This is a genomic window from Streptomyces sp. NPDC059895, from assembly GCF_042731035.1.
In the GTDB taxonomy this organism is placed as follows: domain Bacteria; phylum Actinomycetota; class Actinomycetes; order Streptomycetales; family Streptomycetaceae; genus Streptomyces.
The window spans coordinates 109,487-134,183 of sequence record NZ_JBHWKO010000015.1 but is presented as its reverse complement, the minus strand read 5'-3'; the positions used below and the strand labels follow the sequence as shown (position 1 = coordinate 134,183).

15 protein-coding genes are annotated in these 24,697 nt (G+C 72.8%); 11 read left to right on the top strand and 4 right to left on the bottom strand.

The window, feature by feature from the left end; all coding sequences use genetic code 11:
* The first annotated feature begins 911 nt into the window (after nucleotides 1–911).
* The 8 genes from ACFV9M_RS19540 (at nucleotide 912) to ACFV9M_RS19505 (ending at nucleotide 15,474) form a co-directional block, all read left to right on the top strand.
* Nucleotides 912–3,071 (top strand): RecQ family ATP-dependent DNA helicase, encoded by a 2,160-nt coding sequence (locus ACFV9M_RS19540; RefSeq protein ID WP_385064675.1) that lies wholly within the window; start codon nucleotides 912–914, stop codon nucleotides 3,069–3,071.
* Between the two features lie 265 nt (nucleotides 3,072–3,336).
* The gene (locus ACFV9M_RS19535; protein WP_385064677.1) at nucleotides 3,337–5,160 is read left to right on the top strand and encodes a DUF4192 family protein; all 1,824 of its coding nucleotides are present in this window, start codon (nucleotides 3,337–3,339) and stop codon (nucleotides 5,158–5,160) included.
* Nucleotides 5,161–5,965: 805 nt separating this feature from the next.
* A complete protein-coding gene (locus ACFV9M_RS19530) occupies nucleotides 5,966–7,885 on the top strand; it encodes a glycogen debranching N-terminal domain-containing protein (RefSeq protein ID WP_385064776.1) in 1,920 nt (639 codons plus the stop codon).
* 132 nt (nucleotides 7,886–8,017) lie between these two features.
* A complete protein-coding gene (locus ACFV9M_RS19525) occupies nucleotides 8,018–8,776 on the top strand; it encodes an NUDIX domain-containing protein (RefSeq protein ID WP_385064679.1) in 759 nt (252 codons plus the stop codon).
* Between the two features lie 75 nt (nucleotides 8,777–8,851).
* Complete coding sequence (locus ACFV9M_RS19520; protein WP_385064682.1) at nucleotides 8,852–11,386, top strand: ATP-binding cassette domain-containing protein; 2,535 nt, start codon at nucleotides 8,852–8,854, stop codon at nucleotides 11,384–11,386.
* A gap of 162 nt (nucleotides 11,387–11,548) precedes the next feature.
* The gene (locus ACFV9M_RS19515) at nucleotides 11,549–12,436 is read left to right on the top strand and encodes a FadR/GntR family transcriptional regulator (RefSeq protein ID WP_385064684.1); all 888 of its coding nucleotides are present in this window, start codon (nucleotides 11,549–11,551) and stop codon (nucleotides 12,434–12,436) included.
* Between the two features lie 439 nt (nucleotides 12,437–12,875).
* Nucleotides 12,876–14,414 (top strand): RNA polymerase sigma factor, encoded by a 1,539-nt coding sequence (locus ACFV9M_RS19510; RefSeq protein WP_385064687.1) that lies wholly within the window; start codon nucleotides 12,876–12,878, stop codon nucleotides 14,412–14,414.
* 199 nt (nucleotides 14,415–14,613) lie between these two features.
* Entirely contained in the window at nucleotides 14,614–15,474 is an 861-nt protein-coding gene (locus tag ACFV9M_RS19505) for a S1 family serine peptidase (protein WP_385064690.1), read from the top strand.
* 122 nt (nucleotides 15,475–15,596) lie between these two features.
* Here ACFV9M_RS19505 and ACFV9M_RS19500 read toward each other — a convergent pair whose 3' ends face one another.
* Nucleotides 15,597–15,827, bottom strand: coding sequence for a hypothetical protein (locus tag ACFV9M_RS19500; RefSeq protein ID WP_385064691.1), 231 nt, complete (start codon nucleotides 15,825–15,827; stop codon nucleotides 15,597–15,599).
* A gap of 442 nt (nucleotides 15,828–16,269) precedes the next feature.
* Here ACFV9M_RS19500 and ACFV9M_RS19495 point away from each other — a divergent pair, with 442 nt between their 5' ends.
* The 3 genes from ACFV9M_RS19495 to ACFV9M_RS19485 all read left to right on the top strand — a co-directional run bounded on the left by ACFV9M_RS19495 (nucleotide 16,270) and on the right by ACFV9M_RS19485 (nucleotide 20,700).
* Nucleotides 16,270–18,393 (top strand): type IIA DNA topoisomerase subunit B, encoded by a 2,124-nt coding sequence (locus tag ACFV9M_RS19495; protein WP_385064693.1) that lies wholly within the window; start codon nucleotides 16,270–16,272, stop codon nucleotides 18,391–18,393.
* Between the two features lie 157 nt (nucleotides 18,394–18,550).
* On the top strand, nucleotides 18,551–19,111 hold the full coding sequence (locus tag ACFV9M_RS19490; RefSeq protein ID WP_385064695.1) for a DUF485 domain-containing protein: 561 nt from the start codon (nucleotides 18,551–18,553) through the stop codon (nucleotides 19,109–19,111).
* On the top strand, nucleotides 19,108–20,700 hold the full coding sequence (locus ACFV9M_RS19485) for a cation acetate symporter (protein ID WP_385064697.1): 1,593 nt from the start codon (nucleotides 19,108–19,110) through the stop codon (nucleotides 20,698–20,700). Before ACFV9M_RS19490 ends, ACFV9M_RS19485 begins: the two co-directional genes overlap by 4 nt.
* Before the next feature lie 120 nt (nucleotides 20,701–20,820).
* Here ACFV9M_RS19485 and ACFV9M_RS19480 read toward each other — a convergent pair whose 3' ends face one another.
* The 3 genes from ACFV9M_RS19480 to ACFV9M_RS19470 form a co-directional block, all read right to left on the bottom strand.
* Nucleotides 20,821–21,501 carry a response regulator gene (locus tag ACFV9M_RS19480; protein WP_385064700.1) on the bottom strand — a complete coding sequence of 227 codons (681 nt, stop codon included), beginning with the start codon at nucleotides 21,499–21,501 and terminating at the stop codon, nucleotides 20,821–20,823.
* The gene (locus ACFV9M_RS19475) at nucleotides 21,498–23,171 is read right to left on the bottom strand and encodes an ATP-binding protein (RefSeq protein WP_385064702.1); all 1,674 of its coding nucleotides are present in this window, start codon (nucleotides 23,169–23,171) and stop codon (nucleotides 21,498–21,500) included. Before ACFV9M_RS19475 ends, ACFV9M_RS19480 begins: the two co-directional genes overlap by 4 nt.
* 223 nt (nucleotides 23,172–23,394) lie before the next feature.
* A complete protein-coding gene (locus ACFV9M_RS19470; protein ID WP_385064704.1) occupies nucleotides 23,395–24,333 on the bottom strand; it encodes a sucrase ferredoxin in 939 nt (312 codons plus the stop codon).
* Nucleotides 24,334–24,697: the final 364 nt, after the last annotated feature.

The window sequence follows — 24,697 nt, the reverse complement described above, 5'->3', positions numbered from 1 at the left end:
CACTGCGGGCGGGTCGGTTTCGGGGGGAGCGCACACCACGGCAAGGCCCTACCGGACCACGGGCGAGCCATGCGGGGGGAGCGGAACTCAATTCTTCCTGTCGAACTGGGATGCGGCAACGAGCAATTGGGGCCACCGACCGTTATATGGCGGTGCGGGTCTTATATCCCTACCCACTGGTGGTGCCATGACGCGTCCGCTCGCCGTACACGCCCGGTTCACCCACCGTCGTGGTGGTGTTCCCCGGTGCCGCGCCGTCGGCACGCGGAGACGTCGCGTCGTCGAGCATTCGCCGTCGGACGTGGCACCTGGTCCCTGGCGCGCCCCCTGGTCAAAAGCATCCGGCGGTCGTCCGGCGAGGTGAAAGCCTGGGAGCCACTTCCGCCCCAGCAGCCCCACGACCAGGACGGCGGCGGGTGTGACGAGAGTGAGCTGCCGGGCGGCGGACCACCGCAGCCGGCCGTGGTTCCACGCCGCCCAGTCCCTTCCCGGCGAACACCGTGAGCATCGCATGGTCGTCCTCTTCGCCGGCGTCGAAGTGGAGCCCTGCCGACCTCCCCGCTGCCGCGACGGCCGTCCGGGAGGACCCGGGAGGTTAGGCAGTCGGGCTCCCGTGTTCCGGTCGCACGACACCTCCTCGACGGTGCGCGCCTCCTGCCCAGTGCTGTAGCGGACCACCTCACGAACGGGGAAGCCGCAGGTCAGCACCGGCGTGCAGACCAGGAGCACAGCCGCGAGGCTCCGCATCCAAAGCGAGGAGGGTACCGGCATCGCGTCAGCATGCCGAAGCGGTTCGACGGCGTGCCCCGCATGCCGCAGGTCGATCGGTGCAAGCCGATAGACCCTTCGTGAGCCGGGTGTCACTCGGCGTGAGGTGGCCGATTGTCAGTGCCATCGGGTTGCATGGAGGCATGGACGACCTGGAGCTGCGCACCGAAGCCGACACCATCCTCGCCGAACTCGTCGGTGACCCGGCGGGTTCCGCTCGGCTGCGGGAGGACCAGTGGCAGGCGGTGGCGGCCCTGGTGCGGGAGCGCCGGAGAGCGCTGGTGGTGCAGCGCACCGGCTGGGGCAAGTCGGCGGTGTACTTCGTCGCCACCGCTCTGCTGCGCCGGCGTGGCTCCGGCCCCACGGTGATCGTCTCGCCCCTGCTGGCGCTGATGCGCAACCAGGTCGAGTCGGCGGCGCGGGCCGGTATCCGGGCGCGCACCATCAACTCGGCCAATCCGGAGGAGTGGGACACCATCCACGAGGAGGTCGAGCGCGGCCAGACCGATGTCCTCCTGGTGAGTCCGGAACGTCTCAACTCCGTGGACTTCCGCGAGCAGATGCTGCCCAAGCTCGCGGCCACGACCGGTCTGCTGGTGGTCGACGAGGCGCACTGCATCTCCGACTGGGGACACGACTTCCGGCCGGACTACCGGCGGCTGCGTGCGATGCTCGCCGAGCTCGCGCCCGGCGTGCCGGTGCTGGCCACGACGGCGACGGCCAACGCGCGGGTCACGGCGGACGTGGCCGAGCAGCTGGGTACCGGTGCCGGCGAGGCGCTGGTGCTGCGCGGTCCGCTCGACCGGGAAAGCCTGAGACTGGGCGTGGTCCGGCTGCCGGATGCCGCACACCGGATGGCCTGGCTCGCCGAGCACCTGGACGAGCTGCCGGGCTCCGGCATCATCTACGCGCTGACGGTGGCGGCGGCGGAGGAGACCACCGCGTTCCTGCGGCAGCGCGGCTTCCGCGTGGCCTCCTACACGGGGCGCACGGAGAACGCCGACCGGCTGCAGGCCGAGGCCGACCTGTTGGAGAACCGGGTCAAGGCGCTCGTCGCCACGTCGGCCCTGGGCATGGGCTTCGACAAGCCGGACCTGGGCTTCGTGGTCCATCTCGGCTCGCCCTCCTCGCCGATCGCCTACTACCAGCAGGTGGGGCGTGCGGGCCGCGGTGTGGCCCATGCCGATGTGCTGCTGCTGCCGGGCAAGGAGGACGAGGCCATCTGGCGCTACTTCGCCGACACCGCCTTCCCTCCCGAGACGCAGGTCCGGCAGACCCTGTCGGCCCTCGCGGGGGCGGGACGGCCGCTGTCCGTGCCGGCCCTGGAGGCGTCGGTGGACCTGCGGCGCAGCCGGCTGGAGACGATGCTGAAGGTGCTGGACGTCGACGGCGCGGTCAAGCGGGTGAAGGGCGGCTGGATCTCCACCGGTGAGCGGTGGGTCTACGACGCCGACCGGTATGCCTGGGTCGCCCGGCAGCGCGCGGCCGAGCAGCAGGCCATGCGCGATTACGTGAGCACGGACGGGTGCCGGATGGAGTTCCTGCGCCGGCAGCTGGACGACGAGGGGGCGACTCCGTGCGGCCGCTGTGACAACTGTGCGGGATCCTGGGCCGACCCATCGGTATCGGCGGAGACGCTGACCGGGGCGGCGAAGGAGCTGGACCGCCCGGGGGTGGAGGTCGAGCCGCGCCGGATGTGGCCGACGGGAATGCCCGCGCTGGGCATCGACCTCAAGGGGCGCATCCCGGCCACGGAGCAGTGTTCCACCGGGCGTGCCCTGGGGCGGCTCTCGGACATCGGCTGGGGCAACCGGTTGCGTCCGCTGCTGGCCGAGAACGCCCCCGACGGACCCGTCCCCGACGACGTCCTACGGGCCGCGGTGGCGGTCCTCGCCGACTGGGCGCGCTCTCCCGGTGGCTGGGCGCCGGACGTTCCGGACGCCTCCGCCCGGCCGGTCGGAGTCGTCGCCGTGCCGTCCCTGGCCCGCCCGCACCTGGTCGGCTCGCTCGCCCAGGGCATCGCGTCCGTCGGCCGCATCCCGCTGCTGGGCACGCTGGCGTACACCGGGCCGGGTGGCGCGCACGCGGCACGCCGCAGCAACTCCGCCCAACGCCTGAGGGCACTGTCCGGTGCCTTCGCCGTTCCCGAGGACCTGGCCGGTGCCCTGGCCCGCTCCCCGGGCCCCGTCCTGCTCGTGGACGACTACACCGACTCCGGCTGGACCCTCGCGGTCGCCGCCCGTCTGCTGCGCCGGGCGGGCAGCGAACAGGTTCTTCCCCTGGTTCTTGCCGCGGCGGGCTGAGCGCCCCCTCACGCCACGATGCCGGACCGGCGGCCCGCGTCCGCGGCGGGGTGTTGTAGGGAGTCAATGCGCTGTCCTCCGGCGGGTGGCGGGTGGCGGGTGGCGGGCGGCCGGTGGCGGGTGAGAGGCCTGCTGCCAGAGCACCACCCAAGGACGTCCGAGGGCTGAGGCCGCCACGACGGACGATCCACCGGGGTGACGTGTCCCTGATCGGAGTTATCCACAGGGTGAAGCGGAGGATGACGATCCGCGAGATCGTCGTCGCATGACGAACCACAGCGAAACCACGGGATCCTCCGAGAACGGCGACATCATCGGCTCTGACCGACATGGCGGACATACGCACGGCGAGCAGGTCGGGTACGACGGCCCTCTTCCGTGCGACGGGCAGTCGGCGTACGACGGCCATCCGGCTGACGCCCAGCGACCGTTGCATGCCGAGCGACCGCTGCGCGCCGAGCCGCAGCCGCACGACGGGCGAGCCCCGCACGAAGGGCGGCAGCCGTCGTACGACCCGGGTCCCGCACACCAGGTGACCCTGCGCACCCCGGCGGAACTCGCCGACGCCCTGCCCTACCTGCTCGGATACCGGCCCGAGGACAGCATCGTCCTGGTCGCCCTGCACGACCGGGGCGGTCGGGGGCGGTTCGGAGGGCGAGCCCGGCTCGGCATCCCCACGAACCCGGACGACTGGGGCGCCGTGGCACGGCAGTTGGCGCAGGGACTGGTGACGGGCAGCGAACGCAGGGGTGCCCGCCCCGCCCAGATGGTCGCCTACCTCTGCCAGGAACCGGCAAAGGGCGGGACGGGCCGCCAGGTCATGGAGCGGCTCCGGCCACTGGCCCAACAACTCCGCATCGAGTGCGGCCGGCTGGACATTCCCGTCATCGAGGCCCTGTGCCTCTCCGAGGGCCGCTTCTGGTCCTACTGCTGCGCGGGTCAGGGCTGCTGCCCCGTCGAGGGGGTGCCGATGGGCCTGCCCGGCACTTCCGTCATGGCCGCGGCGGCCACCTACGCCGGGATCCAGGTCCGTGGCACGCTACGCGAGCTGAGGGCCCGTCTGCTCCCTCTGGAGAACGGTGCGGCGCTGGAGCAGGAGGCCGCGCTCGACACCGCCGGCAGGGGGCTGGTCCCCCGGATCCTCGACGACGGCAGCCGCGCGGCCGTGGGGGAGGAGACGATCGCGCTGGCCGCCCGCGTCATGCGGCGCCTCGCCGAGGCGCCGCCCGTGACCGGGGCCCTCGTGGCGGACCACCGGGACGACGCTCTGCTGGCCCCGGACGAGGCGGCGACGCTCATTCTCGGCCTCCAGGACCGTGTGACGCGCGACCGCGCGGCCGAGTGGATGGAGGGGGACGAGGCGGCACCCGCTCTACGGCTGTGGCGCGCGCTCGCACGCCGTTGCGTCGGGTCCTACGCAGAACACGCGGCGGCGCCGCTCACGCTCGCGGGGTGGGTCGCCTGGTCCAGCGGTGACGAGTTGGAAGCCAGGGAGGCACTGGCCATGGCCCTGGGCGCGGACCCCGATTACCTCTTCGCCCGCCTCCTGCACCAGGCCTGCAACGAGGGCCTTGACCCGGAGTCGGTCCGGCGCTGCCTGCGCTCCGAACGCGCGGGGCGCGGCAGGAACACGACCGAAACGGCCGGCCGTCCGACCGAGGACATGGGCGGGGACGGGGCCGACGGGGGCTGTGGCGGCCGTGTGGACGGCGAGGCCGGTGGCCCTGACGTTTCCGGTGTGGCAGGCGATGCCGCCGCATCCGACCCGCCGCACGTGACCGCACCGGTGGCCGAGCCGGCGGCGACCGTTCCGGCGACGAGCGGAACGGCGACGGGCCGTCGCCGTCGCCGTACGCGTCCCTCGGGGGCCACCGGCGGCCACCCGCGGGCGGAGGCAGGGCAACGTCCCCAGCCGCGAGCCGACACGGTCCGCCCCCGTACACCGGCCCGTGGCACCGGCCCCGCCGCGCCCGCACGAGGCGAGTTCCGCTCCCGTTCCCGGGACGCGGGCCAAGCCTCCGGCCGGCCTCGCCCCACCTGCACGGAGGGCGTGCAGGCCGACGGGGGTGAGACGAAGGAGGTGGGGTGAGGCTCTGTCGGTACGGCGCCGAGCGAAGCCGACGCTCGGGCGCCGGCCGTCCGGCGCCCGACCGACAAGTGACCGTTCGGCACATGACCGAGCTGCCGTCCGGCGCCTGACCGACAAGTGACCGTTCGGCACATGACCGAGCTGCCGTCCGGCGCCTGACGGTCGAGTGGTCGTCCTGCAGGCGACCGTCGGTGGCCGTCGGGCATACGACACCAAGCGGCCGTCCAGCACCCGTCCCGCCGCGGCCGGCCGGCGCCCCACCGCCCGGTGACCCGTTCCCGTCCCTCTACGGCCGCCCCGCCGAAGAACCGACCTGCGACCTGCGCACCGACCGCCGACCGCCGACCGCCGACCGCCCGACGCGACCGCCCACCGCCGACCGCCCGACGCCGGGCCGCCGACCCGCCTGCGCCGCCATTCGGTGGTGGCCTCCGCCTCCGGGCGTGACCTGGGGGAGCCCCACCCCGTTCACCTGAGTGGCGGAGCGCCCGCACGGGGCGTGCCGCCACAGCGCACCCTTCGTGCCGGAGCCTTCCACCGGCGCCGACCATGCCCGAGGCGCACAGAGAGCAGAAGAAGCCACCGTATGCATCAGCCGACTCCGCCCTCCGCCGTCGACGAACGTCCCGCCTCCGACAGGTACGCGTCCCTCCGCGCTCCGGGCGCCGAACCGCCGTTCACGGACGGGCCCCTCCCGCCGCCCGGCACGGCACGTCCGCCCGCCCCCGCCGCGCCCCGGGGTGCCGTGCCACCGGCCGCCTCGGCGCAGCGCCGCTCCACCGACCTGCCCGCCACACACACGGCGATGATCTGTGTCGCCCTGCCCGGACTCGCAGTCTCCACCGAGCGGGGGCAGCTGACCGGACACGGCCTGGAGGGGTACTACCGGTCGGGGCGGCGCATCCTGGCCCGCTGCCAGGTGCGGGTGGCGGGACGCGAACCGCTCGGGGTGCAGGCACGGATGACCTCGGCCGACCGGGCCCGCTTCGTCGGCACCCTGAGGGCCACCCCGCACGGGGGCCCGGACCCGGACATCGTGGTCGAACGGACCCGCACCGCGGACGGGACGGAGCGGATCACCCTGCGCAGTGCCGCCACGCGTACGCTGCGCCTGCCGGTCGAGGTCGCCCTCGGCACGGACCTCGCCGACCTCCGGGCGATCGCGGCCGGCGCCGTCGGCCCCGACCTGCCGGCCAGCGTCCATGACTCCGGCCTGCGCTGGACCGGCGCCGGCGGGACGTCGTCCGTCACCGCCGCCCCGCCGCCCGCCGACGCGCTCGCCTCTGCGGGGCTCCTTCGGTGGGAGTTCGACCTGCCGCCCGGCGGCAGCGTCACCGTGGAGCTGCGGGTCCGCCTGGACGGCGCGGGGCCGGTCAGAGCCGTGGCCCGCGCCGCGACGAATCCACTGGCCGCCGCGCGGGCGACGGCGGACGACCCGCGTGTCCCCGTACTGCTGAGCACGAGCGTCGAGGACCTACGGGCCCTGCTGGTGCGCGACCCCGCACATCCCGTGGACACACACCTGGCGGCGGGAGCACCGTGGCGCTGCGGGCTCGCCCCAGCCGAGGCGCTCGCCGCGGCCCGTATGGCGCTGCCCCTCGGTACCCGGCTCGCCGCGGGCACGCTCCGCACCCTCGCCCGCACCCAGATCACCGGCCGGGGACCGAGAGCGGGCCTGATCCCCGGCCCCCGGCGCGACGCGGGGCCGCACCTGCCGCCGGGCTGCACGGCCACCGAGGCCACCCTGCTGTTCCCGGTGCTCCTCGCGGAGGCCCGCCGCTGGGGACTGCCCGACCGGGAGACGGAGGAACTGCTGCCGACGGCCGAACGCTGCCTCACCTGGCTACGGGACGCCGTGGGGGAGGGAACCTACCTGCCCGACCCCCGGCCCGGCGGCCCCGTCCGCTGCGAGACGCAGGCCCACGCCCACCGCGCGGCGCTGCTCGGCGCCGACCTCCTCGATGCCTGCGGCGGAACGGGCGGGGGCGGGCTACGGGACTGGGCGGGGGCGCTGCGGGCGGCGTTCCGGCGGGACTTCTGGATCGACGACCCGGGCGGCGGCCGGCCCGCCGCCGCCCGCACGCCGGACGGGCGCCCGGTGCCGTACCTGGGCGCGACCGCCGCTCATCTGCTCGACACCGGGCTGCTGGGCGGCGGCGAGCACGCTCCCGGGCTGCTGGACAAGGTGCGGACCGAGCAGCTCGCCCGGCTCCTCGGCAGCCCGGTCATGGACTCGGGCTGGGGGCTGCGTGGACTGGGCGCGAGGGAGACGGGCCACAACCCGTTCGGTCACCGCAGCGGCGCCGTGCGGGTGCACGAGACGGCGGTCGCCGTCGCGGGCCTGACCGCCGCGGGCTACGAGAAGGAGGCGGGCTCCCTGCTGCGGGGCGTCCTGGCCGCGGCCGAGGCCTTCGGTCACCGTCTCCCCGAGATGTACGCGGGGGAGCAGCGCACCGAGGGAAGTGTGCCGCTGCCCCACCCGGCCGCGTGCCGTCCGGCGGCCACCGCGGCCGCCGCCGGGATCCTGATGCTGACCACGGTGGTGGGCATCCGCCCCGACGCGCCGTCGGGGACCGTCACCCTGCGTCCCATGCGCAGCGCACCCCTCGGGGAGATCGCACTGACAGGGCTGCGGGTCGCGGACGCTCCGTTCTCCGTCCGGGTCAGCAGGCTCGGACTCGCCCTGGTCGAGGAAGCGGCCGACGGACTGCAATTAGGGGTGTGACCTGGAATGACGCTCGACTTCGGCAGCAGCCGGGACCGGACACCGGCAGCCGTGCCGAAACGGAGTCGATCAGCCACCGAAGCGGCCGGCGAAGGAGGTGTTTATCGTCAGGGAGACGACTATGATCACCGCATGCCCTACGACCCGTCAGCCTTTCCACCCTTCGCCGTCACCGTGGACCTGGTCGTGCTGACCGTGCGCCGCCATGCCTTGTGTGCGCTGGCGGTGCGCCGGGGCGAGCCGCCGTACCAGGGCCGGTGGGCCCTGCCGGGCGGCTTCGTACGGGCCGACGAGAACCTCTCCCAGGCCGCGGCGCGCGAACTGGCGGAGGAGACCGGACTGCACGCCCACGACCCTTCCGCCCCCGCCCAGGACTACGGCGCCCACCTGGAACAGCTCGCCACCTACGGCGACCCCGAGCGCGATCCCCGGATGCGTGTCGTCAGTGTCGCCCACCTGGCGCTCGCCCCGGACCTGCCCGCCCCCCGAGCCGGCGGCGACGCCAGCAACGCGCGCTGGGCACCGGTCGAGGAACTGCTGGAACCGGGCGGGTACGGCCGTGAGGGTGAACCGGCCGCACCACTGGCCTTCGACCACGCCCAGATCCTGGCGGACGGTGTGGAACGCGCCCGCTCCAAGATCGAGTACTCGTCGCTGGCGACCGCGTTCTGTCCCACCGAGTTCACCGTCGGTGAGCTGCGGCGCGTCTACGAAGCGGTGTGGGGCGTGGCGCTGGACCCGCGCAACTTCCACCGCAAGGTGACGGGCACCCCCGGTTTCCTGGTCCCGACGGGCGGCACCACCACACGGCAGGGCGGCCGCCCCGCCCAGCTCTTCCGGGCCGGCGGTGCGACCCTGCTCAACCCGCCGATGCTACGCCCCGAGGTGTGACGACTATTCACCACTAATTGCACATAAAGGCGCGCAATACCAGAAAATGGGACATACTGCGCTACCTTGCTACGGGTGATCCAGGCCTTCGGACTGACCAGCAATCCCCGCAACGAGCTTCCGCCCGCCCTCGACGACGTCTCCTTCGAGGCGCGGGCCGGTCGCGTCACCGTGCTGCTCGGTGCGCCGGGCGCGGGCAAGACCACGGCGCTGAGGCTCATGCTCGAACTCCAACAGGGCCGTGGTGTCACCTACTTCAGAGGGCGCCCCCTGCACCGCATCGCCCATCCGTCGCGCGAGGTCGGCGTGCTCCTGGGGGATGTGCCGGGGCATCCCGCCCGTACGGTCCGCGGCCATCTGCGCATGCTGTGCGCGGCCGCGGGCGTCCCGGCCCGCCGGGCCGACGAAGTCCTCGAGGTGGTCGGTCTCGTCAGCCTGCGCGAGGAGCGTCTCGGCACGCTCTCCCGCGGCATGGACCGCCGGCTCGGCCTGGCCTGCGCCCTTCTCGCCGACCCCCACACGCTCGTGCTCGACGACCCCGCCGAGGGACTCTCCGAGCGCGAGAGCCGGTGGCTGCACGGCATGCTGCGCGCACACGCCGCCCAGGGCGGCACGGTGCTGTCGACCACGGCGGACTCCAAGGAGGCGACGCGCATCGCGGACCGGGTCGTCACCCTGGATCAGGGCAGACTCGTGGCCGACCAGGAGGCCCGCGACTTCGCCCGCACCCGGCTGCGCCCCCGCGTCGCCGTCCGCAGCCCCCATGCCGCCCGCCTCGCCGCCCTGCTCGCCAAGGAGGCGCGCACCGGGCGGCGTTCCGTCGAGGTCGTGCAGGAAGGCGGCAACCGTCTCTCCGTGTACGGCAGTACGTGCGCCGACGTGGGCGAGACGGCGTTCCGGCACGGCATCCTCGTACACCAACTCGCGGACGAGATCGGCGACATGGGGCCAGGTGCCGCGGAGGAGCGCCCGGAGGTGCGGGAGGGCGACCGTCCACTGGGCGAGGTCGAGCCGGCCCCGGCCGTCGGCCCGGCCCGCGCCTCGGACGGCGGGCGGCGGCCTTCACCGGTGCCGCACCAGCCGGTGAGCCGGACCACCGCCCGCGGCACGCGCGCGCCCCGCAGGAAGGCCCGGAGCGGGCCCTCCGCGCCGGCCGCCGAGGCCGCGACTCCCGGCACTCCTGACGCAGGCCCCGTCCCCGTCCCCACCGGAGCCCGGGCATCCGCCACCGGGCCTCGGCCGGCCACCGACGGGGCACCGGCGGCTGTCACCGGCGAGGCGCCGTCCACCGTCCCCGACGGGGTACCGGCGGCTGTCACCGGCAACGCGCCGTCCGCCGTCCCCGGCGAGACGCCGCCCGCCTCCCGAAACGGGCAGTCACCCCTGGCCGACGAGGCGCGGGCCGCAAGCGCGGGCGAAGCGTCACCCACGCCCACGCCCACCGGCCAGGCCCGGCCCACAGCCGCCACCGGCGAAGCGCCACCTTCGCCCACGCAAGAAGAAGCGCCGTCTTCGTCCATCGACGCAACGCCCCCCTCGCCCACCGGCGAAGCGCCACCACGCGCCACCGGAACACCGCCGACCGTCGTCGCCCGTACCCAGGCCCCGGTCGCCTCCGCCGAACTCGCTGTCCCCGCCGCCGAGCCGCCGACCGTCTCCGCCCAGGCCCCGGCCACCTCCGCCGAGCCCGCGGCTCCCGCCGCCGACGGCTCCCCGTCGCCGGTGGACGCCGTGCCCACCCGAGTCACCCGCCCCTCGGCCGGCGGGCCGGACCGCCCCGCTCCGTCCCGGCCCCTCGCCTCCCTGCCCGCCCTCCCACCCCCCATCTCCGTCCGCCCCGCCCCCAGCCCCCTGCGCCCCCTGCGCTACGAGGTGCGCCGTGCCTCCGGCATCAGCACCGGTTTCCTCACCACGGCCGCCGTACTGATCGTCTCCGCCGCCACCGCCCTCCTGCTGGCCCGCATCGGCCACACCCCCCACCCCCGACTGCTGGCCGCCTGGCCCGCGCAACTGCCGCTGCCCCCGGCGGCCCTCGGTGCCGGCCTGGTCGGCGCGCTCGCCTTCGGCGACGAGTTCCGCCACCCCGCCCTGGCCGCGGACCGCGGCACGGTGCCCCGCAGGCTGGGCCTGCTGACCGCGAAGCTCCTCGTCACCGCGCTCACCGCGCTGATGATGGCCTTCCTCACCGTGGGCTGCGACGCCGAAGTGCTCTACCTCGTTCACGGACGGGAGTTCGCCAAGGTTCCCGCGGACTGGCCGGCGCTGAGCGCGAGCTGGGTCGCACTCGTCGTCGGCTGTGCCTGGGCCGGCGTCCTGGCGGCAGGTGTCTTCCGGTCCACCACGGCCGGGCTCGCCGCGGTCCTCGCCGTGCCCGTGGTCGGTGTACCCCTCGTGCAGAAAGCGATGGAGGGTGCGTCCGTTCGAACCGCGGCAGGATTTTCGGTCCGCGCGCGCGAGGTGTTCCTGTTGCAGTGGCCCTTCGGCGGGGAACGCTACCTGACCGCGGCGGGCCGGGTGGTCGGCCAACCCGTGGGAGGGGCCCTGGCGTTGGCCTTGGCCGCGCTGCTGTGCGCGTATGTGCTCACGACCCTGCGCAGCCGGGTCCGATGACGACCGTCCGTGCGCAACCGATCTCCGCATGTGCGCAACTCCCCGCAGAAAGCCCGTTTCTTTCCGATAAGGCGTCAATTGGGGCGTCGTGAGCGATCACCCTTTCGTGTGCTTTTCACCAAAGACCTCAAGGGAGTTGGAGGCGACGCCGACAAAGGATCCGTGAGTACCCTTGCGCACACCATGATGACCGCCGCCCGCTCCGCCGACTCCGGTCTGGCCGGCCCGGGCGATCTCGACCGCTACCCCTACGCCGAGGCTCCCGCCGCGGACCGCGTCGGAGCCCCCGTCTGGGAGAGCGCGGACCCCGAGCTGGGCCGTGTGGGCCGACGCGCCGCGGGCAGCCGCGGACGCGGGCTGCACGGCCAACTCGTCCAGCAGCTGGGCCAGATGATCGTGTCCGGAGACCTGGGCGCCGACCGCCCGCTCGTGCCCGAGGAGATCGGCCAGCGCTTCGAGGTCTCGCGCACCGTCGTGCGTGAGTCGCTCCGCGTCCTCGAGGCCAAGGGCCTGGTCAGCGCACGGCCGAACGTGGGCACACGCGTGCGCCCCGTGAGCGACTGGAACCTACTCGACCCGGACATCATCGAGTGGCGGGCCTTCGGTCCGCAGCGCGACGACCAGCGGCGCGAGCTGAGCGAGCTGCGGTGGACGATCGAGCCGCTCGCCGCCCGCCTCGCCGCCGGGCACGGGCGTGAGGAGGTCCAGCAGCGGCTGGCCGACATGGTCGAGATCATGGGGCACGCCATGGGGCAGGGCGACGCGCTCACCTACTCCCGCGCCGACGCCGAGTTCCACTCGCTGCTCATCCAGATCGCGGGCAACCGCATGCTGGAGCACCTTTCCGGGATCGTGTCGGCCGCCCTGCAGGTGTCGGGAGGACCCGTCACGGGCTGTGACCGGCCGACCGAGGCCTCCCTCGCGCACCACGGCAGGATCGTCGACGCCCTCGCCGCGGGCGACGGCGCCGGGGCGGAGGCGGCCATGCGCCAGCTGCTCACCGTCCACCCCGAGGTGGAACGCGTCGTTCCGGCACCGCGCGAGCACTGAGCGCGCACCGCGGGCGACACGACTGGTGAGACCCGCTCCCGCCGCGTCACCCTCAGCTGCCGCCCCGCCCTCCGTCGGACCCCGCAGGACCCGATCACGGGCCTGCGGGGTCCGACGGCGCGACGGGGCGGCGCGACGGGGCGGGTTGGGTTCCCGTGGCATGGGTAGACGTCGCTGGTGACCTTTTACGCCCGTGTCTGACCGTTTTTGAGCGCTTACGGGGTGTGACTCGGGCCACGAAGATTGGGCGTAACGCTTGTGGAAACAACGCGATGACCTAAGAGGTGACAGTCGCGGAGGGAATACGGACGCCGTTCAAGGCGCTGTGGAACTTCCCGGCCCCCGCCCGCGCCGTCGGCCCATCCCCAGGCCGGTGGTCGGCTCCTGTCCGCAGTGGACAGGGCCGGAAGCCGTTTTCCAACGTTCCGAGAGGTTGTTCGTGTCGGCCAGCACATCCCGTACGCTCCCGCCGGAGATCGCCGAGTCCGTCTCTGTCATGGCGCTCATCGAGCGGGGAAAGGCTGAGGGGCAGATCGCCGGCGACGATGTGCGTCGGGCCTTCGAAGCTGACCAGATTCCGGCCACTCAGTGGAAGAACGTACTGCGCAGCCTCAACCAGATCCTCGAGGAAGAGGGTGTGACGCTGATGGTCAGTGCCGCGGAGCCCAAGCGCACCCGAAAGAGCGTCGCAGCGAAGAGTCCGGCCAAGCGCACCGCGACCAAGACGGTCGCGGCGAAGACGGTGACCACCAGGAAGGCCACCGCCAGCCCCGCCGCCCCGGTCGCGCCCGCTGCGGACGACCCCGCAGACGAAGCCGCCACCGCGAAGAAGGCGGCTGCCAAGAAGACGGTCGCCAAGAAGGCGGCCGCGAAGAAGGCCGCCCCCGCCAAGAAGACGGCGGCCAAGAAGACCTCCGCCAAGAAGGACGACGTCGAGCTCCTCGAGGACGAGGTGCTGGAGGAGGCGCCCAAGGCGGGCGACGAGCCCGAGGGCACCGAGAGCGCCGGCTTCGTGCTCTCCGACGAGGACGAGGACGACGCCCCCGCACAGCAGGTCGCCGCCGCCGGCGCCACCGCCGACCCGGTCAAGGACTACCTCAAGCAGATCGGCAAGGTCCCCCTGCTCAACGCCGAGCAGGAGGTCGAGCTCGCCAAACGTATCGAGGCCGGTCTCTTCGCCGAGGACAAGCTGGCCAACGCCGACAAGCTCGCCCCGAAGCTCAAGCGTGAGCTGGAGATCATCGCCGAGGACGGCCGCCGCGCCAAGAACCACCTCCTGGAGGCCAACCTCCGCCTCGTGGTCTCCCTGGCCAAGCGCTACACCGGCCGCGGCATGCTCTTCCTGGACCTCATCCAGGAGGGCAACCTCGGTCTGATCCGCGCGGTCGAGAAGTTCGACTACACCAAGGGCTACAAGTTCTCCACGTACGCCACCTGGTGGATCCGCCAGGCGATCACCCGCGCCATGGCCGACCAGGCCCGCACCATCCGTATCCCGGTGCACATGGTCGAGGTCATCAACAAGCTCGCGCGCGTCCAGCGCCAGATGCTCCAGGACCTGGGCCGCGAGCCCACCCCGGAGGAGCTGGCCAAGGAACTCGACATGACCCCGGAGAAGGTCATCGAGGTCCAGAAGTACGGCCGCGAACCCATCTCGCTGCACACCCCGCTCGGCGAGGACGGCGACAGCGAGTTCGGTGACCTCATCGAGGACTCCGAGGCCGTCGTACCGGCCGACGCGGTCAGCTTCACGCTCCTGCAGGAGCAGCTGCACTCCGTCCTCGACACGCTCTCGGAACGCGAGGCGGGCGTCGTCTCCATGCGCTTCGGTCTCACCGACGGTCAGCCGAAGACCCTCGACGAGATCGGCAAGGTGTACGGCGTCACGCGTGAGCGGATCCGCCAGATCGAGTCCAAGACGATGTCGAAGCTGCGCCACCCGTCCCGTTCGCAGGTGCTGCGCGACTACCTCGACTGAGTCGCGCTCGGCTGAGACGTGCTCGGCTGAGAGGCGCTCGGTCGAGACGTGCTCGGTCGAGACGCGCTCGGCCACGACGGCAGCGAAGGCCCGGTTCCCCCGTGGGGGGCCGGGCCTTCGGCGTGACCGCGCGGGTGCGCGGTGTCACGGGCTGTTTCACCCTGGGTGTTCATCGATCACTCCAGAGTGAGGAGCGTTCATGCGTCGTTCCTTTGTCCGGGCCCTGGCCCGGCCGTTGGTCCTGACAGCCGCGGCCATGGCGATACCGCTGGTCGTGGCTGTTCCTGCTGCTCCGGCGGCGTCAGACGGCGTCGTCGTGGGTGGCTTCCCGGTCGATGTCTCCACGAGCCCCTGGACCGTCGCGCTGTCCAGCCGTGACCGGTTCGGCGGTATGCGGTCGGGGCAGTTCTGCGGAGGTGTGGTGGTCGGGCCGTCCACCGTGCTCACGGCGGCCCACTGCATGGGGGAGGAAGTCCTGGGGTCGCCGCGGGCGACCGATCTGAAGGTCGTCGCGGACCGTACGGACCTCTACTCGGACACGGGCCGGGAGATCCCCGTGCGGGAGGTCTGGGTCAACCCCGGCTACGACCCCTCGACCAACTCGGGGGACTTCGCCGTGCTCAAGCTCGCCGAGGCGCTCCCGCGGTCCTCGGTCATCGGCATGGCCGCGGCGGGCGACCCGGCCTACGCGCCCGCCACGGAGGCCCTGGTCTACGGCTGGGGCGACACCACGGGCATCGGGTCCTATGCGCACAGCCTGAGAGCCGCCCGCGTCCATGTGCTGGCCGACAGCCTCTGTGAGGCGGCGTACCCCGGCCCGACGGACGGCAGGTACGTGGCACGGACCATGGTGTGCGCCGGGGAGGCGCGGGGCGGCCGTGACGCCTGTCAGGGAGACAGCGGCGGACCGCTGGTGGCGCAGGGCCGGCTCGTCGGGCTCGTGTCATGGGGGAGCGGCTGCGGCCGGGCGGGGAGCCCGGGCGTCTACACGCGTGTGTCCGACCTGGTGCGGACACTGCACTGGAGCACCGGATCCCGGGAGCTGCCCAGGACCACCTGACGCGGCCGGGCGAGGGCTTCGGGCAACGACATGCGGGCGGCCGCCCCTGGGAGACAGGGGCGGCCGCCCACGTGCGGCCTGCGCCGGAGCTGCTCGTCGTGGAACGCGTCGAACGCGAACGGTCAGCGTTCTTCTTCGGAGGCGGTAGCGGGAACGGCCGTCAGCCGCTCCGTCTCGTCCTGTATCTCAGCGGCGATCTTCTTGAGTTCCGGCTCGAACTTGCGGCCGTGATGGGCGCAGAAGAGCAGTTCTCCGCCGCTGAGCAGGACGACGCGCACGTACGCCTGGGCGCCGCAGCGGTCGCAGCGGTCAGCGGCCGTCAGCGGGCTCGCGGGGGTCAGAACAGTAGTCACGTCGCCTCTTCTCTAGCTCGACGAGCTGTCGTACCAGGGTCAACATCCAACCAGCCCCAAAACGTTCCCGCTCGTGGCTTCTCCTCGAAAAAATCTTCCGAGGTGGCCGTCTGCTGCCGGTTTGGCGGCGAATGTGCCGTATTGCGTGTCTGTCGTGTCTTACGGTTTCGCGCTGTCGGTCATGGTCGCGTCCTCCCGGCTGGATTGCCGGTTTGTTCAGGAGGACGTGCCCGGAGCCTAAATGGTTCATGCCTCGAAGGGAACGTGATATGTACTTCACTCCATCGAGGGATCGAACACTCATACGACTCTGGACTAGTCTGCGTTCAGACGAGGGTGGCGTTACAACGGCTCTACCAGGCCTCGGTACCCTCTTGGCGGCGACCGATGCCGCGCCCTTCCCTATGAGGGCCCACTTGAAATTCAGCGAGGAGCGAACCGCGTGACCGCCGAGACGTCCGTGCCGTCCACTGCGCTGCTGGCAGGAGCAGACAGGGACGGTTCCAACTACACCGCGCGGCACCTGCTCGTCCTCGAGGGCCTCGAGGCCGTACGCAAGCGCCCCGGTATGTACATCGGCTCGACCGACAGTCGTGGCCTGATGCACTGCCTCTGGGAGATCATCGACAACTCCGTCGACGAGGCCCTCGGTGGTTACTGCGACCACATCGAGGTGATCCTCCACGACGACGCCTCGGTGGAGGTCCGCGACAACGGCCGGGGCATCCCCGTCGACGTCGAACCCAAGACCGGCCTGTCCGGCGTCGAGGTCGTCATGACCAAACTGCACGCCGGCGGCAAGTTCGGAGGCGGCTCCTACGCGGCCTCCGGCGGTCTGCACGGCGTGGGTGCCTCCGTGGTGAACGCCCTGTCCGCCCGCCTCGACGTCGAGGTCGACCGCAGCGGGCACACGCACGCGATCAGCTTCCGCCGCGGTGTCCCCGGCGCGTTCAAGGCCGACGGCCCGGACGCCCGGTTCGAGGCCGAGGGCGGCCTGCGCAAGGCCAGGAAGATCCCCCGGACCCGCACCGGCACGCGCGTGCGGTACTGGGCCGACCGCCAGATCTTCCTCAAGGACGCCAAGCTCTCCCTGGAGAACCTGCACCAGCGCGCCCGCCAGACCGCGTTCCTGGTCCCCGGCCTGACCATCGTCGTCCGCGACGAGTACGGCCTCGGTGAGGGCGGCAGCAAGGGCGAGGAGTCCTTCCGCTTCGACGGCGGCATCAGCGAGTTCTGCGAGTACCTGGCCACCGACAAGCCCGTCTGCGACGTCCTCCGCTTCACCGGGCACGGCTCCTTCAAGGAGACCGTCCCCGTCCTGGACGACCACGGCCAGATGACCCCGACCGAGGTCACCCGCGAACTCGGCGTCGACGTGGCGATGCGCTGGGGCACGGGCTACGACACCACGCTGCGCTCGTTCGTCAACATCATCGCCACCCCCAAGGGCGGCACCCACGTGGCCGGCTTCGAGCAGGCCGTGACCAAGACGATGAACGAGGTCCTGCGCACCAAGAAGCTGCTGCGCGTCGCCGAGGACGACATCGTCAAGGACGACGCTCTCGAGGGCCTGACCGCGGTCGTCACCGTCCGTCTCGCCGAGCCGCAGTTCGAGGGGCAGACCAAGGAGGTGCTCGGCACCTCGGCGGCCCGCCGGATCGTGAACACCGTGATCACCCGGGAACTCAAGGCGTTCCTGACGTCCACGAAGCGGGACGCCGCGGCCCAGGCCCGGGTCGTCATGGAGAAGGCGGTCGCCGCCGCGCGCACCCGTATCGCGGCCCGCCAGCACAAGGACGCACAGCGCCGCAAGACGGCCCTGGAGTCCTCCTCCCTGCCGGCCAAGCTCGCCGACTGCCGCAGCGACGACGTCGACCGCAGCGAGCTGTTCATCGTCGAGGGGGACTCCGCCCTCGGTACCGCCAAGCTCGCCCGGAACTCCGAGTTCCAGGCGCTGCTGCCGATCCGCGGCAAGATCCTCAACGTCCAGAAGTCCTCCGTGACCGACATGCTCAAGAACGCCGAGTGCGGCGCGATCATCCAGGTCATAGGAGCGGGCTCCGGTCGTACCTTCGACATCGACGCGGCCCGCTACGGCAAGATCATCATGATGACCGACGCCGATGTCGACGGCTCTCACATCCGCTGCCTGCTGCTGACCCTCTTCCAGCGCTACATGCGGCCCATGGTGGAGGCCGGGCGGGTCTTCGCGGCCGTACCGCCGCTGCACCGCATCGAGCTCGTCCAGCCCAAGAAGGGCCAGGACAAGTACGTGTACACGTACTCCGACCGCGAGCTGCGCGACAAGCTGATGGAGTTCCAGAGCAAGAACGTCCGGTACAAGGACACCATCCAGCGCTACAAGGGTCTCGGCGAGATGGACGCCGACCAGCTGGCGGAGACCACGATGGACCCGCGCCACCGCACCCTGCGCCGCATCAACCTCTCCGACCTGGAGGCGGCGGAGCAGGTGTTCGACCTCCTCATGGGCAATGACGTGGCACCGCGCAAGGAGTTCATCTCCAGCTCGGCGGCCACGCTCGACCGCTCGCGCATCGACGCGTAGCGGCGGGCCCACGGCGGACCGATCACACGGGAAAGACCGATCACACGGGAGAGCGATCACACGGGAGAGGGAGAGCGCGGGCGTCCCGGTCACCTGATGGGGTGAAGAGCGGGGGGAACGGGAGTCGGGGATCTTCCCGTTCTGTCCATCCTTGGGCATGCAGTCAAGCAACGGCCGTGCCCGTGGCATCGGGGACGGTTCCGCAAGATCGGGCGGTCACGAACAGGACCACGGACCGGTGTTCGCCCGACCCGCCGACGACGTGCGGTACGAGGATCCGTGGTACGACGCGCTCGCCTCGGGCTGGGGCGAGTCGGACACCCTGAGCGGGCCCGTCGTCGAGACCCCGTCGGCACGGCGGCAGCGGGAGGACGCCACCGCGACGACGGCCCGGGTCTACCTCGAGGTGCAGCGCAGCGCGGCCTTCCAGGAGGTGCGCGGCCGGTACCGGCGGTTCGTGGTCCCGGCGACCGTCGGCTTCTTCCTCTGGTACGTGGGGTACGTCGTGACCGCGACGACCGCCCCCGCGCTGATGGCACGGCCCGTCGCCGGGGCGGTGAACGTGGCGCTGCTCGCGGGCCTCGGGCAGTTCCTCAGCACCTTCCTGCTCACCTGGGCCTACTCCCGGCACGCACGGCTGCGCAGGGACCGCGCGGCGCTCGACGTGCGCTGGGAGACACAGGAGCTGACGCGCGAGGCGGGGGGCGGTGCGTCATGACCGGCGACCACCAGACGCTGGGACTGCTCCTGTTCAGCGCGTTCATCGCGGTCACGCTGGGCATCACGACGTGGGTGAGCCGGAAACGGCACGGTTCGGCAGAGGAGTTCTACGTCGGGGGGCGGCTGTTCTCCCCGATGGAGAATGGTTTTGCCATCGCGGGCGACTACATGTCGGCCGCCTCCTTCCTGGGCATCTCCGGACTTATCGCGCTCTTCGGCTACGACGGGCTGCTGTACTCGGTGGGCTTTCTGGTGGCGTGGCTGGTGGTGCTGTTCCTCGTCGCCGAGCTGGTGCGCAACTGCGGGAGGTTCACGCTCGCCGACGTGGTGGCCGCGCGGATGGCCGAGCGGCCGGTGCGGATCGCGGCGGGAACCTCCTCGGTCACCGTGTCCGTTCTCTATCTGGTGGCGCAGATGGTGGGCGCGGGCAGTCTCGTCGCGCTGCTCCTCGGTGAGACCGGTGAGGCGGCCCAGGCCTGGACCGTCATCGGTGTCGGCGCCCTGATGGTGATCTACGTGTCGATGGGAGGGATGCGGGCCACCACATGGATCCAGATCGTCAAGGCGGTCCTGCTGCTCGGCGGCACCGTCGCCCTCACCGTGCTGGTCCTGGTCCGCTTCCACGGCGATGTCGACCGGCTGCTGCACACGGCGGCGGAGCGCAGCGGCCACGGCGCCGCGTTCCTGGCACCCGGGCTGAGGTACGGCGGGGACTGGACCGCGCGCCTGGACTTCATGAGCCTGGGCCTCGCCCTGGTGCTGGGCACGGCCGGGCTGCCGCACATCCTCTCCCGCTTCTACACCGTGCCGACCGCACGGGCCGCGCGGCGCTCCGTCGTCTGGTCGATCGGGCTCATCGGCGGGTTCTACCTGATGACGATCGTCCTCGGGTTCGGCGCGGCGGCGATCGTCGGGCCAGAAGCCGTGCGCGCCTCCAACGCGTCAGGGAACACGGCGGTGCCGCTGCTGGCGCTCGACCTGGGCGGCGGGGCCGGCTCCACGGGCGGCACGGTCCTGTTCGCCCTCGTGGCGGCCATCGCCTTCGCCACGATCCTCGCGGTGGTCGCCGGGATCACGCTCGCCTCCTCGGCGTCGGTGGCCCATGACCTCTACGCCTCCCTCCGGCGCAAGCGTGCCGAGCCGCGCGGCGAAGTGGCGGTGGCCCGGGTCGCCGCCGTCGGGATCGGCGTCGTCGCCATCGGCCTCGGCCTGCTCGCCCGCGACCTGAACGTGGCCTTCCTGGTGGGGCTCGCCTTCGCGGTCGCCGCCTCCGCGAACCTCCCGGTCCTGCTCTACTCGCTGTTCTGGCGGAGCTTCACCACACGGGGCGCCGTGTGGGCGGTGTACGGCGGTCTCGTCCCGGCGCTGGTCCTGGTCGTGCTGTCGCCCGTGGTGTCGGGCGGCCCCGCGTCGCTCTTCCCCGGCCTCGACTTCCAGCTCTTCCCGCTCGACAACCCCGGCCTGGTCTCGATCCCGTCGGGCTTCCTCGCGGGCTGGCTCGGCACGGTCACCTCGGCCGAGGCCGCCGACGAGGCCAAGCACGCGGAGACCGAGGTGCGGTCGCTGACCGGGGCGGGGGCTGTCTAGACCGGGGCCGGGGGCAGTCTGGAGGCGACGCAGGCGGCACGGGGGCCGTTCAGAGGCGGCTCGGGGCGGGCGCGCCGTCGGACCCCCACGGCGGGCGCGCCGTCGGCCCGGGCCGTGCCCTCAGGCGCGGGTCGCCCACACGTATCGGTGTTCCGGGCGGCCCGCGTCACCGTACTTCAGGGTCAGGCGGGCCCGGCCGGTGCGCTCCAGGAGCTTCAGGTAGCGCTGGGCGGTCTGGCGGCTCACGCCGGTCCGGTCGGCGATCTCCTGGGCCGACAGCGGGCCCGGCGCGGCCATCAGGGACCGACGTACCAGCTCGGCGGTGGTGGGGGAGTGCCCTTTGGGCAGCTCCGGCTCCGACGGAGCGGACAGCGCGCCGAAGATCCGGTCGACGTCGGCCTGTTCGGCCTCGCCTCCGCCGTCGAGTGTGCGGCGCAGTTGTGCGTAGGCCTCCAGCCTGGCGCGCACGCCCGCGAAGGCGAACGGCTTGACCAGGTACTGCAGGGCGCCCTGCCGCATGGCCGCCTGCACCGTGGAGACGTCCCGTGCGGCCGTCACCATGATCACGTCCGTCTGGTGGCCACGGCGGCGCATCTCCTGGACCACCTCCAGACCCGTCCCGTCGGGGAGGTAGTGGTCCAGCAGGACCAGACCCGGACGGGGCGGCGACTCCAGCCGGTGCAGCGCCTCGGCCGCGCCGTGTGCCACGCCCGCGACGCGGAAGCCCGGCACCTTCTCGACGTAGGCGGCGTTCACCCGGGCGACCCTCGTGTCGTCGTCCACCACCAGGACCTCGATCATCGCGGCTCCTCCTCTCCGACCGCGCCGTGCGCGCCGTCGGCCGGTACGGTCTCCGGGCGGGACTCGGCCAGCGCCTCGGGCAGGACGACGGTGAACTCGGCCCCGCCGCCGCGCGCCTGACCGACCCGGGCGCTGCCGCCCTGCCGCTCGGCGAGCCGGCGCACCAGGGAGAGACCGATGCCGCGCCTGCCGTGTGCCGGAGGCTCCTTCGTGGACCAGCCCTCGGTGAAGACCGACTCGCGGTGCTCGGCCGGGACCCCGGGGCCGGTGTCGCGGACCCGCAGGACGGCGGTGCCGCCCTCGGCGCGCAGTTCGACCTCCACGCGCGCGTGCGGCGTGCCCGCGACGGCGTCGAGCGCGTTGTCCACCAGGTTGCCGACGACCGTGACCAGCCCGCGCGGGTCGACCAGCCGGTCGGGGAGCCGGGTGCCGTCCGAGATCCGCAGAGCGACACCGCGCTCGGCCGCGACCGTCGCCTTGCCGACGAGCAGGGCCGCCAGCAGCGGGTCCGCGATCTTCTCGGTCACCTGTTCCGCGGTCGCCCGGTGGTCGCCGACGACCTCGCCCACGAACTCCACGGCGTCGTCGTACATCTCCAGTTCGAGCAGGCCCAGCACGGTGTGCATACGGTTGGCGTGCTCATGGTCCTGCGCGCGCAGGGCGTCGATCAGGCCGCGGGTGGAGTCGAGTTCGCGGCCCAGCTGTTCGAGCTCGGTGCGGTCGCGCAGGGTCGCCACGGCACCCCCGTCGCCGGTGGGCATCCGGTTGGCGACCAGGACGCGCTGCCCGCGCACGGTGAGCAGGTCCCTGCCGGTCACCCGGCCGGCCAGGACGTCGGCCGTACGGCCCTCGCCGAGCGCTTCGTCGGGCGAGCGCCCCACCGTCTCGTCCGCGATGCCCAGCAGGCGCTGCGCCTCGTCGTTGAGCAGACGGATGCGCCCCGCGCGGTCGAGGGCGACCACGCCCTCCCGGATGCCGTGCAGCATGGCCTCGCGCTCCGCGAGCAACGCCGAGATGTCGGAGAAGGCCAGGTCGCGGGTCTGCCGCTGGACCCGCCGGGAGATCAGCCAGGCGGCCAGGGCGCCCACGGCGAGCGCGCCGCCGGCGTACGCGAACAGCCCAGGGATCGCGTGGACGAGCCGGGCGCGCACGCTGTCGTACTCGATGCCGACCGACACCGCCCCGACGATCCAGCCCCCGCTGTCGCGCAGGGGCACCTTGCCGCGGGCGGAGCGGCCCAGGGTGCCGTCGTCGATCTCCATGACGTCCCGGCCGGCCAGCGCCTGGCTGGGGTCCGTGGAGACGTGGCCGCCGACCGCCTCGGGGTCGGTGTGGGACCAGCGCGTGCCGTGGACGTCCATCACCACGACGTACTCGGCGCCGCTGGCCCGGCGGATCCGTTCCGCCTCCCGCTGCACCGGCCCGTCCGCGGAGGGCGGGGTGTCGCGCAGGTCCTCGGCGATCTGCGGCACCGCCGCGGTGGTCTGGGCGATGGCGAGCGCGCGGCGCATCGCCTGGTCGTCCAGCTGGTCGCTGAGCGGGGCGAGGAACAGCCCCGTCGCGAGCACCACGACTCCGGCGGCGATCGCCAGCTGCATGAGCAGCACCTGCGAGAACACGCGCCGGGGCATGCCGAGGCGCAGGCGTCGGACGGGCGGAGCGGGGCTCATGTCCCGAACGGTACGTGGACGGTCCGGCCGAGCCGTAGGGGTGTGTGGCGGGGATCTCCTGATCGGTTCGAGACGAATCACCCTGGCCGGATCACCCGAGCCGGATCACCCGAGGCCGGATGTCCTGAGCTGGTTCGCCGGAGCTGATTCGCTCAAGCCGACAGCGAGCGCTCGGCGGTCCTCCGCCGACCGCTCCGCGTCCTGCTCGCAGCCCGTCAGCCCGTCAGCCCACCAGTGCCGTGGCCCGCTCGCGCACCGCCACCACGTCCATCCGCGCCGGTGATCCGAGAACCGACGCCCCGCAGCTCTCCGGGCGGGGCGGCAGCGACGCGCCCTGCGCCACGACCACGCTCCAGTGCCGCCCGTCGCTGTGCTCGACGGTCACCTCCCAGCGCGGCGCACGGCCCTGCGTACGGACGACACGGAGGGCCTGCGCCGCGTACTCGCCGGTCGCCGCGCGCACGGCCAGTTCCGCTGCCTGGCCGGGCCGCTCCCAGGCCGAGCCGCCCCGGCAGCCCTCCAGGACGATGCGTCCCTCCCGGACGCCGTGCAGCACCTCCCTGACGGTGTGCGCCTCGGCCCGGCCGTAGGCGTAGCCGTACGGCAGGACGAGCACGGTCGGGGAGAAGCGATGACCGCCCAGGTGGGTGACCTCCCAGACGCCGTCCACGCCCGAGGCGGTGAGTTCGGCCGCGAGGGGGCGGCCCAGCAGCGCGCAGCAGCGGTCGCGCTTTCCGTTGGTGCAGACGAGGGCGAGCGGATCGCCGGTGTGCGGACGGCCCCGGAGCGCGGTGTCGAAGCCGTGGTGGTCGCCCCGGCCGAGTGCGGCGAAGTCGATGTCCAGCAGCCGGCTCGGGTCGTCCGTCACGGCTGCGTGCAGCCAGATCCGGCCCGGAACCGTATGGGCCGCGTACACGCGCCGCAGGGACGGCGCGCCGGAGTCCGAGTGGCGTCCGGTGCGCCGGATGAGGGCCACGCGGACGCCCGTGCCCCGGGCGGCCGCTTCCAGCGCGCGGCCGACCGCGGGATCGAGGTGGCTCGAGACCAGCGCGTCGGCACCCCAGGGGCCGGGCTGTTCCAGCAGGAGCCAGGTACTCGCCGTGGGCGCGGTTCCGGACATGGGCTCGTCGAGATTCCGCGAGTCGGCCGTGCAGGTACTCACAAAGGTGAGCCTAACCTGACTTGACAGGGTGCGGCGCGCGGGGCACGCGGATGTCCCCTCTCCGGCCCACGCGCGCGGAGCCGCGCCGGGACGCCGACGCTTCCTTGCGCTTCCGCGTCGTGCCTGGTCAGGGAGGGAGGGAGGTCAGGTCAGGCCGGCGGCGGCTCGTCGGGAGCAGGCGGTGGCTGAGGCAGGGACGCGGCCGTCGGCCCGGGACGCGGCGGTCGGCCCGGAGTTCCCGCGCTAGGCCTGCGTTAGGCCCGCGCTAGGCCCGCGATAGGTCCGCGTCAGGCCGCCCCGGTGCCGAGGGCAGCCTGAGAGGCGCGGAGAGGCGCGGAGAGGCGCGGAGAGGCGCGGAGATCCG